11 protein-coding genes and 1 pseudogene are annotated in these 12,772 nt (G+C 68.5%); 6 read left to right on the top strand and 6 right to left on the bottom strand.

The window, feature by feature from the left end:
* Positions 1-4: 4 nt before the first annotated feature.
* Both Q4I23_RS11460 and pdxR read right to left on the bottom strand, forming a co-directional pair.
* The gene (locus tag Q4I23_RS11460; protein ID WP_498526327.1) at positions 5-1,780 is read right to left on the bottom strand and encodes an N-acetylglutaminylglutamine amidotransferase; all 1,776 of its coding nucleotides are present in this window, start codon (positions 1,778-1,780) and stop codon (positions 5-7) included.
* 312 nt (positions 1,781-2,092) lie between these two features.
* Positions 2,093-3,535 carry a MocR-like pyridoxine biosynthesis transcription factor PdxR gene (pdxR, locus tag Q4I23_RS11455; protein ID WP_498526326.1) on the bottom strand — a complete coding sequence of 481 codons (1,443 nt, stop codon included), beginning with the start codon at positions 3,533-3,535 and terminating at the stop codon, positions 2,093-2,095.
* A 100-nt stretch (positions 3,536-3,635) separates the two neighbouring features.
* Here pdxR and Q4I23_RS11450 point away from each other — a divergent pair, with 100 nt between their 5' ends.
* The gene (locus Q4I23_RS11450; protein ID WP_454016545.1) at positions 3,636-4,361 is read left to right on the top strand and encodes a pyridoxamine 5'-phosphate oxidase family protein; all 726 of its coding nucleotides are present in this window, start codon (positions 3,636-3,638) and stop codon (positions 4,359-4,361) included.
* A gap of 24 nt (positions 4,362-4,385) precedes the next feature.
* On the opposite strand, the gene Q4I23_RS11445 is transcribed toward Q4I23_RS11450, so the two are convergent.
* The 3 genes from Q4I23_RS11445 to Q4I23_RS11435 form a co-directional block, all read right to left on the bottom strand.
* The gene (locus Q4I23_RS11445; protein WP_454016544.1) at positions 4,386-4,850 is read right to left on the bottom strand and encodes a DUF4112 domain-containing protein; all 465 of its coding nucleotides are present in this window, start codon (positions 4,848-4,850) and stop codon (positions 4,386-4,388) included.
* Positions 4,851-5,046: 196 nt separating this feature from the next.
* Positions 5,047-5,607, bottom strand: a complete 561-nt coding sequence (locus tag Q4I23_RS11440; RefSeq protein WP_454016543.1) for a hypothetical protein — start codon at positions 5,605-5,607, stop codon at positions 5,047-5,049.
* A gap of 80 nt (positions 5,608-5,687) precedes the next feature.
* A complete protein-coding gene (locus Q4I23_RS11435; protein ID WP_498526325.1) occupies positions 5,688-6,650 on the bottom strand; it encodes a LysR family transcriptional regulator in 963 nt (320 codons plus the stop codon).
* A 125-nt stretch (positions 6,651-6,775) separates the two neighbouring features.
* On the opposite strand from Q4I23_RS11435, the gene aptA reads away from it, so the two are divergent.
* Together aptA and Q4I23_RS11425 are read left to right on the top strand one after the other, a co-directional pair.
* The gene (aptA, locus tag Q4I23_RS11430; RefSeq protein ID WP_498526324.1) at positions 6,776-8,137 is read left to right on the top strand and encodes an omega-aminotransferase AptA; all 1,362 of its coding nucleotides are present in this window, start codon (positions 6,776-6,778) and stop codon (positions 8,135-8,137) included.
* 14 nt (positions 8,138-8,151) lie between these two features.
* Complete coding sequence (locus tag Q4I23_RS11425) at positions 8,152-9,651, top strand: CoA-acylating methylmalonate-semialdehyde dehydrogenase (RefSeq protein ID WP_498526323.1); 1,500 nt, start codon at positions 8,152-8,154, stop codon at positions 9,649-9,651.
* A gap of 118 nt (positions 9,652-9,769) precedes the next feature.
* On the opposite strand, the gene Q4I23_RS11420 is transcribed toward Q4I23_RS11425, so the two are convergent.
* Positions 9,770-10,108, bottom strand: a complete 339-nt coding sequence (locus tag Q4I23_RS11420) for a transposase (RefSeq protein ID WP_498526322.1) — start codon at positions 10,106-10,108, stop codon at positions 9,770-9,772.
* 180 nt (positions 10,109-10,288) lie between these two features.
* Between Q4I23_RS11420 and Q4I23_RS11415 the strand changes: the two genes are divergently transcribed.
* From Q4I23_RS11415 to Q4I23_RS11405, 3 genes and pseudogenes are all read left to right on the top strand, one after another.
* Positions 10,289-11,560, top strand: coding sequence for an ABC transporter substrate-binding protein (locus tag Q4I23_RS11415; RefSeq protein WP_498526321.1), 1,272 nt, complete (start codon positions 10,289-10,291; stop codon positions 11,558-11,560).
* Complete coding sequence (locus Q4I23_RS11410; RefSeq protein ID WP_498526320.1) at positions 11,557-12,459, top strand: carbohydrate ABC transporter permease; 903 nt, start codon at positions 11,557-11,559, stop codon at positions 12,457-12,459. The genes Q4I23_RS11415 and Q4I23_RS11410 overlap by 4 nt, the downstream gene beginning before the upstream one ends.
* Before the next feature lie 4 nt (positions 12,460-12,463).
* Positions 12,464-12,772, top strand: a pseudogene (locus Q4I23_RS11405) (hypothetical protein); the annotation flags it as partial.

Raw genomic sequence — 12,772 nt, 5'->3', positions numbered from 1 at the left:
GTGTTCAGATCCCGTGGGTTTGCAGCCAGAACTCCAGCAGGGCGGCCTGCCAGAGCTTCGAACCGCGAAGCGGCGTGATGTGGGTTTCCGGGTCGCTGAACAGGCGGTCCAGATAGGCCGGCTGGAACAGAGCGCGCTCCCGCGCGGCGGGCTGGTTCAGCACGTCGCGCACCAGCTCCAGATAAGGGCCGCGCAGATACTTCAGCGCCGGAACGGGGAAATAGCCCTTGGGCCGGTCGATGACCTCGGAGGGGACGACCTTGCGCGCCGCCTCCTTCAACACGTATTTGCCGCCGTCGCGCAGCTTCAGCTCCGGCGGGACGCGGGCGGCCAGTTCAACCAGATCGTGGTCGAGGAAGGGCACGCGTCCCTCCAGCCCCCAGGCCATGGTCATGTTGTCGACCCGCTTCACAGGGTCGTCGACCAGCATGACCGTGGTGTCGAGGCGAAGCGCCTTGTCCACCGGGCGTTCGGCGCCGGGCCGGGCGAAATGGGCGGCGACGAAGGCGCTCGCCGCGTCCTCGTCGGCGAGGTATTGCGGGTTCAGCGCCTCGGCCATCTCCGCGCGGTTGCGGTCGAAGAAGACCTTGGCGTAGGTGGACAGCGGATCGGTCGCCTCCATCATCGGCGGGTACCAGTGGTAGCCCGCAAAGATCTCGTCGGCACCCTGGCCGCTCTGCACCACCTTCACATGCTTGGACACCTCCTGCGACAGCAGGAAGAAGCCGATGGCGTCGTGGCTGACCATCGGCTCCGACATCGCCCGCACGCAGTCCTGAAGGGCGGGCAGGGCGCGGCTGCTGTCGATGAACAGCTTGTGGTGGTCGGTCTGGAAGCGCTGGGCGATCAGGTCGGAATACTGGAACTCGTCGCCCTTCTCCTGCCCCACGGTCTCGAAGCCGATGGAGAAGGTCTGCAGGCCGGTCTGTCCGGCTTCCGCCAGCAGGGCGACGATGACCGAGCTGTCCAGCCCGCCCGACAGCAGCACGCCGACCGGCACGTCGGCGACCAGACGCCGCTCCACCGCCTTGCGCAGCGTGGAGAGCACGGCGTCCTGCCAGTCGCCCTCCGACATGCGCTCGTCGCCGGGCTGCGGGCCGAAAACCGGCTCCCAATAGGTTTCCTCGGTGCGGCGCCCGTCCGGCTCCAGCGTCAGCAGCGTGGCCGGCGGCAGCTTGCGCACACCCTTCAGGATGGTCCCCGGCGCCGGGACGACGGCGTGGAAACTCATGTATTGGTAGAGCCCCACCGGATCGATCGCGGTGTCGATGTCGCCGCCGGCCAGCAGGGCGGGCAGGGTGGAGGCGAAACGCAGCCGCCCCGCCGTCTCGGACAGGTAGAGCGGCTTGATGCCCAGCCGGTCGCGGCCCAGCGTGACACGCCCGCTGTCACGCTCCCAAATGGCGAAGGCGAACATGCCGTAGAGCCGCTCGACGAAGCGGCGGCCCCAGGCGTGATAGGCTTTCAGCAGGACTTCGGTGTCGCCGTGCGAGAAGAAGCGGTAGCCCTTGGCCTCCAGCTCCGCCCGCAGCTCCGGATAATTGTAGATGCAGCCGTTGAAGACGATGCCGAGGCCCAACTCGGGGTCGGTCATCGGCTGCTGCGCCGCTTCGGACAGGTCGATGATGCTCAGCCGCCGGTGGCCGAAGGCCATCCGGCCATGGGCGAAGACGCCTTGCCCGTCGGGGCCGCGCAACGCCAGGGCTTCGGTCATCGAGCCGACCGCGGAAGCGGAGGCCGGGCGAGAATCGAAGCGGATTTCCCCGCTGATGCCGCACATTGTAAGAAATATCTCCGTATTCGAATGGACTGGACGCCGGAAAAAAACGCCTGGAGACAGCGAAGGACCGGCGCCAGCCCTCAACAGGCGTGCAGCTTAATCGTCGCAAGGTTGGAGCCTGCCTTGCACAGGGTATCGGGGGTAGGGCGCGCCGAACGACGGGAGGGGAGCGGCCCGAAAACGGGGTATCCGGGCTACCCCATAGGGCCGGGATCGCCGCGCGGCCGGAGAAAGCCAAGGGGTACGGCGCCCAAAGCGCATTGGTGGGAATGGGCTTTTTAAGATTAACTCTTTTGCGCTCAAGGAAGAGGATTAGACGTCTAATCGTGCAGCCGCCAACGCGGTGCCGAGTTCGCGGGCGGCGTGGCGCAGGGCGCCCGGCTCGTGGCCGGTGAAGCCCAGCATCAGCGCCTGCAACGGCGGGGCGGCGATGTGCATGGGGCTGACCGGGCGGACGGCGATGCCACGCCGGGCCGCCACCGCCTCCACGTCGCGGTCCGACAGGCCGGGGCGCAGCCGGGCGATCAGCTTCATGCCCTGCTCCAGCACCTCCGCCTCCATCCAGGGGGAGAGATGAGCGCCGATGGCGTCGGCCAGCGCGTCCCGCGCGGCCGTGTAGCGGCGGCGCATGCGGCGCAGGTGCGGGCCGAAATGACCGTCGTTCAGGAAATCCGTGACCACGCCCGTGTAGAGCGTCGCCGGGTGCCAGTCGGTCAGGCGGCGCATCGTGAGCACCGGATCCAACAGCTCGGGCGGCAGGACGGCGTAGCCGAGCCGCAGGCCGGGAAACAGGACCTTGCTGAAGGTGCCGACATAGATGACCCGCCCGCCGCCGTCGATCCCCTGGAGCGAGGCGAGCGGTCGGCCCGCGTAGCGGAACTCGCTGTCGTAATCGTCCTCCAGCACCCAGGCGCCGGCCGTGCGCGCCCAGGCCAGAAGCTCCATGCGCCGCGCCATCGACAGCACGACCCCCAGCGGGTAATGAGAGGACGGGGTGACATAGGCCAACCGGGCGTCCGGCGCCGCGGCGAGGCCCTCCGCCACCGCCATGCCCTGCCCATCGACGGGCACCGGCACGACGCGCGCCCGCGCCGCTTCCAGGGCGGCGCGCACCGCGGGGTAGCAGGGGTCTTCCAGCCACACCGGATCGCCGGGCCGCAGCAGCACCCGCAGCACGAGGTCGATGGCCTGCTGGGCGCCGGCGGTTATCACCACCTGTTCCGGCTTGCAGCGCACCGCCCGCGCGCTTTGGAGGTAGTGGGCGATGGCCTCCCGCAGCGCCGCCGGTCCGCCGGGCTCGCCATAGCCGAGCATCTCCGGGTCGGGCCGTTGCAGGTGCCGCAGGGTCAGGCTGCGCCAGATTCGCAAACTGCGCTCGTCCAGCGCGCAACGCCCCGTGCTGAACGGGAGGGTGCCGAAAGGGGTGACCGATGGCGGCGGGGAGGAGACGCGGCGGGGCGGCTCCGGTGGCGGAATCTCCAGCCCGTCCGGCAGATCGCGGGACACGAAGCTGCCCGCTCCGACGCGTCCTTCGATGAAACCTTCGGCCAGAAGCTGTTCATAGGCGGCGACCACCGTGTTGCGGGCGACGCCGAGCCGTTCGGCCAGGGCGCGTGTCGGTGGCAGCTTCCCGCCGGGCGGCAGGGCGCCGGATAGGATGGCCCGGCGCAGCGCACCGTAGACCTGCCGCAGCAGCGGCTCCCCGCCCGTCCGGTCGATAGGGAGGAGCATCAGGTCGGAGAGATCGGCGGGCATCGGATTGGTCCAGTCGACAAGGTCGGAATTGGCTCTCACGCAGAACCAATGGCTAGGCTCTAATGGCGCCGTTGTCCACCGCCGCGAAGTGAGTTCCGCGATGTCCGAGGCCGTTCCGTCCGAAAGCTATCCCGTCACCGACCGCAACCGGGTAAAGCGCCTGCACGAGCGGGGCCGCTACGACCGCGAATCGGTCCACGCCATCCTCGACGGAGCGATGATCGCGCACATCGCCTACGTGATCGACGGGCAGCCCTACTGCACGCCCACGGCCTTCTGGCGAGAGGGGGGGCATCTCTATTGGCACGGGTCCTCAGCCAGCCGGATGCTGCGGGCGCAGCGCGACGGCCTGCCGGTCTGCCTGACCGTCACGCATCTCGACAGCCTCGTGCTCGCCCGCAGCGGGTTCAACCATTCGGCGGATTACCGGTCCGCCATGTGCTTCGGCACCGCGCGCATCGTCGAGGAGCCGGAGGCCAAGGCCCGCGCGCTCGACGCCATGGTCGACCGCTTCTATCCGGGGCGCAGCGCCGAGTTGCGAACCAGTACGGTGCAGGAGATCAAGGCGACCATGGTCGTCGGCATGGAGATCGAAGAGGCGAGCGCCAAGGTCCGGGGCAAGGGGCTGTCGGACGAGGGCGAGGACATGGACCTGCCCATCTACACCGCCCGCTACCCGGTGGTTCAGGTGATCGGCGCCGCCGAGCCTTGCCCGCGGCTTCCCGCCGGCACGCCGGTCCCGCCGGGGCAGGCGGGCTTTACCGCCGGCCGCCGGCTGGACGAGCTGATGCTGGAGAACCACCGCATCAGGTTCGGCGGGGAGTAACGCGCCCCTTCTCCGCGTCCGGGGTCACCGCGTCCGGCGCCACTCGCCGTCGATGGTGTAGGGCGCCGAGCGGCGGCGGTGCGTCCGATCGCCGTGCGGCGGATGACCGTCCAAATGCTCGGCCAGGATCGCCATGTTCTTGCGGTTGGCCTTCCAGAACACGTCGGCGATGTTGCCGGCGACCGGGACGGCGCTGATCAGGCTGTCCATCGCCACATTGCCGACCATGCGCAGCAGCTTGCCGCGCGGCACGCCGAGCCTCCAGGCCTCGCGGATGAGATAGCCGGACACCGCCGTGGTGGCGAGGTTGCCGAAGCCGGGCACCAAGCCCAGCACCGCGTCGGCGCCGAAGGTGATGTTGGTCCCCGGCACGCGGATGGCGCTGTCCATCGTCCGTGCCAGCCATTCCAGCCGCTGGCGCGCGGCGAAATGCGCCGTCTCATCGTAGGCGGAACCGTAACGGAAAGAAGAAAAAGAGGTAGCGGTCATACGGACCCTCCAGAAGGGGACGGCTGCGCCGTCCGCTCAAGTGAAGGGCTCCGACATCGCGGTCCGTACCAAGTGGACCGCCAGAGGGGCCCGGAGCCAGTCCCGCACAGATGGCCCGGTTGTCCCATCCACGCAAGACCCACCTGGTGCATTTTCGTATGAGTACGGTGGAATCATCCCCGGTTTCTGGGACCGGTCACAAAAGCATCAGGAACGCCGGCAGGCCGCCCAGAACCGCTCCCTGGGCTCCTCCCCACAGGACGTCCCCCTGCTCCACCGACCGGCGCAGCGCCGGGTTGGTGCCGCGCAACTGACACAGGGCGAAGATGGCCGCGTTCATCGGGCCGGCCAGGGCGAACCACAGGATCCAGGACGGCATGCCGCCGAGCCACACGGCGGGAGCGAGCATCAGGGCGGTGCGCCCGGTCCAGGACAGGCCGCGGAACAGCAACGCCTCCCATGACCAGGAGCCGGCTTGGCCGACCGGGCCGAAGGGCAGGAGATGCTGACCGATGAGCGTCGCTCCGGCGGTGGCCACGCCGACGACGAGTGCTTGGTCTGCGGGCATGGCCAGCGACCACAGGGCGGTGCTGAGCAGGGTCGCCGGAACGCCCCACAGCAGCAGACGTGGAAGGGCGCCCGTCTGGCGGGTGAGCGCGCTGAGAAAGAAACTGCCGAGCAGGGAACAGGTGACGGTGAGGAGGACGGCGGCGAACAGCAGATAGTCGATGACGAACTGTTCGGTCAGCATCACCATGGCCGCGCTCCCCCCACCGGTTCTTTGTTCGTATTCCCCACAATTACGGTGGGGCGTGACGGGGCCGGCGTCAATGGAAATCACCCTGATTTTTGGGGGCCGCCCACCCTCTTCATTCCCGGCCCCTCCTGCCCCGTCCGTCTCAGCAGGTCGAGAAACCGCTCCAGCACCAGATTGGCCTGCGTGCCCACTTTGGTGACTGCCTGGAACTCCTGTGCGTAGTGGAAGCGCTCCGGCAGAAGGGCGCGCATCGCCCCGCGTTCGACCCACTGCCGCGCGTAATGGGTGGGCAGGAAACCGACGTAGCAACCGGTCAGGATGAGGAAGGCCACGCCCTCGCGGTCGGTCGCGGTGGCGGTCGCGGTCAGCGCCCGCTGCACCCCCGCCGCCTCCGGCACCTGCTGCGCCTCGGTCGGGGCGACGGCATCGGCGGCCTCCACCGCGGCGTCGGGCACCATTTCCGCATCGAACAGCGGATGGCCGCGCCCGCAGTAAAGGTGTGACTCCTCCTGGTACAGCGGCAGACGGTCCAGGCCGGGCAGGGCGCGCCGCGCCGGCACCACGCCCACATGAAGGCGCCCGTCCAGCACGCCGCGCTCAATCTCGTTGGGCGGGATCATGCGGATGTTCACCCGCACCTCCGGCCCCTGCTGCTTGAGGCCGCGGAGCGCGTCGGTCACCCGCATCTTCGGCATCGTCACGAGGTTGTCGGTGATGCCGATGTTCAATTCGCCGCGCAGCCGCCCGTGCGCGGCGTTGATCTCGCTGCGGAAGCTCTCCAGGCCGGCGAACAGGCGCAGCGCCGCCTCGTAGGCCATGCGCCCCTCGTCGGTGAGCAGGAAGCCCGCCCGCCCGCGCCGGCACAGCCGCAGACCCAGCCGCCGTTCCAGGTCGGCCATGTGCAGGCTGATGGCGGCGCGGCTGATGTTCAGCTCCACCTCCGCCGCGGAAAAGCCGCCGCACTCCACCACCGTCTTGAAGACGCGCAGCAGGCGCAGGTCGGCGTCGTTGAGGCCGCTCATGGGGCGGGCGGGCTTGGTCATGAATAGGTAAGCGGACGCTTGCGTAAGGTTTGAATGGTTTGGATTTAACCGTAACCGAGCCTCCGCGCACACTGTTTTCCGAAGCGATTTCCGATGACCACCCAAACCAGCAGGAGCGCCGCCCGATGCCGCCGTTGGACGAGAGCCAGAAAGCCGGAACCGCCCCGACCGCCGGGCTGACGCGCGAGGAGCTGGACGCCCATTGGATGCCCTTCACGGCGAACCGCGAATTCAAGGCGAACCCGCGCCTGATCGCCCGCGCCGAAGGCGCGTGGTACTGGGACGCCGAGGGTCGGAAGATCTACGACAGCCTGTCCGGCCTGTGGTGTTGCGGCGCCGGGCACAGCCGCCGCGAAATCAGCGAGGCGGTGGCCCGCCAGATCGCCGAGCTGGACTACAGCCCGGCCTTCCAGTTCGGCCACCCCGCCGCCTTCAAGCTGGCGCACAAGCTGGCCTCGATGACGCCGGCCGGGCTGGACCATGTGTTCTTCGTCAATTCAGGGTCGGAGGCGACCGATACGTCGCTGAAGATGGCGCGCGCCTATTGGCGGCTGAAGGGCCAACCGGCCAAGACCAAGCTGATCGGCCGGTCCAAGGGCTATCACGGCGTCAATTTCGGCGGAATCAGCCTGGGCGGCATCGGCGGCAACCGTAAACTGTTCGGCTCGGGCGTCGAGGCCGACCATCTGCCGCACACGCTGCTGCCGCAGAACGCTTTCACCAAGGGCCTGCCGGAGCAGGGCGCCGAACTGGCCGACGCGCTGGAGGAACTCGTCGCCCTGCACGACGCCTCCAACATCGCCGCGGTGATCGTGGAGCCGCTGGCCGGTTCCGCCGGCGTGCTGCCGCCGCCCAAGGGCTATCTGCAACGGCTGCGCGCGCTGTGCGACAAGCACGACATCCTGCTGATCTTCGACGAGGTCATCACCGGCTTCGGCCGCATGGGCGCTGCCTTCGGCGCCGACGCCTTCGGCGTGGTGCCCGACATCATGAACGTTGCCAAGGGCCTGACCAACGGCGCGGTGCCGATGGGCGCCGTCGTCGCCAGTCATGATATCTATCAGACCTTCATGGACAACGGCGGCGCCGACTACATGGTCGAATTCCCGCACGGCTACACCTACTCCGCCCACCCCGTCGCCTGCGCCGCCGGCCTCGCCGCGCTGGAACTGTTCGAGCAGGACAAGCTGGCCGAAAAGGCGGCGGCGCTCGCCCCGCATTTCGAGACGGTGCTGCACGGGCTGAAGGGGCTGAAGCACGTCACCGACATCCGCAACTACGGGCTGTGCGGCGCGGTGCAGATCGCGGCACTGCCGGGCGAGCCGGCCCGCCGACCCTACGAGATCGCCATGCACTGCTGGAAGGCGGGCTTCTACGTCCGTTTCGGCGGCGACACGCTGCAATTCGGTCCGCATTTCATCAGCGAGCGCGACGACCTCGACCGGCTGATGAACGCCGTTTCCGACGCCATCCAGGCGACCGCTTGAGGATGACGAACGCCATGACCCTCGTTCCGCACCTCATCGGCGGCACGGCCGACGCTCCCACCGACGGCCGCAGCACCGACATCGTGAATCCGGCCACCGGTGAAACCGTGGGCCGCGTCCCGCTCGCCGGCCGCGCCACCGTGGAATCGGCCATCGCCGCCGCCGAGGCCGTCTTCCCGGCGTGGCGGGCGACGCCGCCGGCCAAGCGGGCGCGGGTGATGTTCCGCTTCCGCCAGTTGCTGGAGGACAACGCCGACCGCATCTGCGCGGCGATCACGCGGGAGCACGGCAAGACGCTGGAGGACGCCCGCGGCGAACTGACCCGCGGCATGGAGAATGTCGAATACGCCTGCGGCATCGCCGACCTGCTGAAGGGCGAGCATTCCAAGAATGTCGGGCCGGGCATCGACAGCTGGTCGGAGTTCCAGCCGCTGGGCGTCGTGGCGGGGATCACGCCCTTCAACTTCCCGGCCATGGTGCCGCTGTGGATGTTCCCGGTCGCCGTGGCCTGCGGCAACGCCTTCATCCTGAAGCCGTCGGAGCGCGACCCCAGCGCTTCCCTGCTCGTAGCACAACTGGCGCAGGAGGCGGGACTGCCGCCGGGGGTGCTCAACGTCGTTCACGGCGACAAGGAGGCGGTGGACACGCTGCTGACCGATCCGCGCGTCCAGGCGGTCAGCTTCGTCGGCTCCACCCCAGTCGCCGAGTATGTCTACGCCACCGGCACCACCCATGGGAAACGGGTGCAGGCGCTGGGCGGGGCCAAGAATCACGCCATCGTCATGCCTGACGCCGACCTCGACAACGCGGTCAGCGCGATCATGGGGGCGGCCTACGGCTCCTGCGGGGAGCGCTGCATGGCGATTTCCGTGGTCGTCGCGGTGGGCGACGCGACCGCCGACCGCGTGGTGGCGATGCTGGCGGAGCAGGTGCGCGGCCTCAAAGTCGGGGCCGGGACCGGCAGCGGCTGCGACATGGGGCCGCTGGTCACGCGCGCCCATTTCGAGAAGGTGAAGGGCTTTGTCGACCAGGGCGTTGCCGAAGGGGCAGAACTGGTGGTCGACGGCCGCGGGCTGGTGGTGCCGGGGCACGAGGGCGGCTTCTTCCTCGGCGGCTGTCTGTTCGACCGGGTGACGCCGGACATGAGCGTCTACCGGGAGGAGATCTTCGGCCCGGTCCTGTGCGTCGTGCGCGTGAAGACGATGCAGGAGGGCATGGACCTGATCGACGCCCACGAATACGGCAACGGCACCTGCCTGTTCACCCGTGACGGCGAGGCCGCGCGCTACTTTACCGACGCGATCAAGGTCGGCATGGTCGGCGTCAACGTGCCGCTGCCGGTGCCGGTGTCCTATCACAGCTTCGGCGGCTGGAAGCGGTCGCTGTTCGGCGATCTGGCGGCCTATGGACCGGACGGCGTGCGCTTCTACACCCGGCGCAAGACGATCACCCAGCGCTGGCCGACCGGCGGCGTGCGCGAAGGCGCACAGTTCTCCTTTCCGTCGATGAAGTGAGAGCTGGGTGTATTCCCTCTCCCCAGAGGAGGGCTTTGCGATAGGGCCGGATTTTGGACTCTATTTGAGTATTGCGCGGCCAAGTGGGACCAAACACCGCCTCAGCCAAGCCGCTCTCCTACAGGGCCGCACGGAAGCGCCACAGCGTGGAGTGATCCGGCGTCGGGCCGTCCAGGCTCAAGCCGACAAAGCGGCGGAACGACAGCCGGTCGGCCAAGGCGGCCTCCAGCGCCGGGTCGGACAGCCCGCCGTGCCACAACCCCAGCAGCAGGCAGCGCAGCAGCACCGGCGGATTCCCCGGAGCCCCGGCCTCCGAGCGTCGGTTGCGCGGTGACCGGAGCACCACCTCCAGCGCCGCCCAGTCCGCCGCACCGGCGATCTCGTCCAGAACCCCGTTCTCCGGAGCCCGGACCAGATCGTCCGCCAAACTCAGCTGACCGCAAACCCGAACACGCATGGTGGCCCCTTCCGAGAACCAAGGAAGGGAATCACAGCTGAGAACGTTCGGCAATTGCGCAAAGCCCTCCAAGGGGGAGAGGGCTTTGTCGTTCGGCTGCAATTCGGCCCTAGGGAACTCGACCGCGGCCATTGGAGTTTCCCATCCGGACCTGGGTGAACCGGGAACGGATGGAATTCCATGGCGCGTCGCTGCGCGTTGCTCTTGGCTGGAGTGCTGACGGCCCTTTCGGCGCTGCCCGCCGCCGGGGCGACGGTGACTCTCGCCTGCAGTGGGCTCGGCATCAGCTTCGACCTGTGCCGCGACGGCGCGCAGGAATGGGCGCGGCGCAGCGGGAACGAGGTTCGTTTCGTTTCCCCGCCGAAGGGGGCGAGCGAGCAGTTGGCGCTCTACCAGCAGCTTCTCGCCGCCGGATCGCCGGACATCGACGTGTTCCAGATCGACGTGGTCTGGCCGGGCATCCTCGGCAACTACTTCATCGACCTGAAGGACCGCGCCGGGCCGGACGTTGTTCGCCAACATCTTCCGGCAATGGTCGAGGCTGCGACGGTCAAGGGCCGGCTGGTCGCGATGCCCTGGTTCGCCGACGCCGGGGTTCTCTACGCCCGCAAGGATCTGCTGGAGGCCCACGGGCGCCCGGTGCCGCAGACCTGGGAGGAGCTTCAGGACACCGCCGCCCTGATCCAACGGGCGGAGCGCGCCGCCGGGCGGGACCGGATGTGGGGCTATGTCTGGCAGGGCCGCGCCTATGAAGGGCTGACCGTCAACGCGCTGGAATGGATCGCCAGCCGCAACGGCGGCACCATTGTCGCCCCCGACGGAGCCATCACCATCGACAACCCGCGCGCCGCCGAGGCGCTGGCCATGGCCCACGGTTGGGTCGGTTCGATCAGTCCACCGGGAGTCCTCAATTACATGGAGGAGGAGGCGCGCGGGGTCTTCCAGTCCGGCAACGCCGTTTTCATGCGCAACTGGCCCTACGCCTGGACGCTGGTCAACGCGGCGGACAGCGCGGTCGGCGGCAAGGTCGCCGTGGTGCCGCTGCCCAAGGGCGGGCAGGAGGGGCGCCACACGTCCACGCTGGGCGGGCAGTTGCTGGCGGTCAGCAAATTCTCCGCCCATGCGGACGAGGCCGCGGACCTGGCGCTGTATCTGACCGGCCTGGCCGAGCAGAAGCGCCGGGCCATCCACGGCGCCTCCAACCCGACCATCCCGGCGCTCTACGAGGATGCGGAGGTGGTGGCCGCCAACCCCTTCTTCGCAGAGCTGGCCGACTCCATCGCCAATGCGGTCAACCGCCCGGCCCAAGCGACGGGCATGCGCTACAACCAAGTGTCGGCGGAGTTCTACGCCAACGTCCACGAGGTGCTTACCGGACGGCAGGACGCCAAGGCGATGCTGCCCGATCTCAAGGAGGCTCTGGTCCGCATCAGCCGAGGAGGGCGCTGGTGAGCGCTCTTCCGCGATCCAGCCTGGAGCGGCAGCGGCGCCGGGCGGCGTGGCTGTTCCTGCTGCCGATGCTGATCGTTCTGGCGGGGGTGGCCGGCTGGCCGCTGTTCCGCACCGTCTTTTTCTCCTTCACCAACGCAACGCTCGCCACGCTGGACGGCTTCCAGGGGGTGGGGCTGGACAATTACCTGTGGCTGATGCGCGACCCTGTCTGGTGGCGAGCGGTGTGGAACACGCTGGTTTTCACCGTGGTGTCGGTGGCGATCGAGACGGCGTTGGGGCTGGGCATCGCGCTGATCCTGAACGCGCATCTGCCGGGGCGCGGGCTGCTGCGCGCCGCCGTCCTGATCCCCTGGGCGATCCCCACCGTGGTGTCGGCCCAGATGTGGGGCTGGATGTTCCATGATCTCTACGGCGTAGTGAACACGATCCTGATGGGACTCGGGCTGATCGCCGAGCCGCGGGCCTGGACCGCCGATCCCGATCTGGCGCTGCCGGTGGTGATCGCGGTCGATGTCTGGAAATCCACGCCCTTCATGGCGCTGCTGATCCTGGCCGCCCTGCAGATGCTGCCGCGCGACCTCTACGAGGCGGCGCAGGTGGACGGGGTGCATCCGGTGAAGGTCTTCTTCCGCATCACGCTGCCGCTGATCCGTCCGGCGCTGATGGTGGCGGTGCTGTTCCGCACGCTGGACGCGCTGCGCGTGTTCGACCTGATGTATGTGCTGACCGGCAACAGCCGCTCCACCATGTCGATGTCGGTCTATGCCCGGCAATATCTGATCGACTTCCAGGACGTGGGCTACGGCTCCGCCGCGGCGACCCTGCTGGTCCTGGTGCTGGCGGTGGCGACGGTGCTGGCGGTGACGCTGGGCCGCGTGCGTGTCGACGCGGGGAGGTGAGGGGATGGGCCTGAAACGCATCGCCTTTGCTCTTGTGGTTCTGGGAATCGTCGTCTGGGCGGTGTTTCCCTTCGCCTGGGCCATCGTCACCTCGCTGAAGGCGGGCAGCGCGCTGTTCACGGTGGAGGCTTGGCCGTCGCAGCCATCGCTGGCGAACTACGCGGCGATCTTCAAGGAGCAGCCCTTCGGGCGGAACATCCTGAACTCCCTGCTGGCCGCCTCGGCGGTGGTGGCGCTGTCGCTGGGGCTGGCGATGCTGGCCGCCTACGCGCCTGTCTCTTATACACATCTGACGCTGCCGACGATTATACGC

The organism is Azospirillum sp. UFLA03-27 (assembly GCF_059803775.1).
The sequence above is the reverse complement of the archived record's forward strand: the minus strand, read 5'-3'. Positions and strand labels throughout refer to the sequence as shown.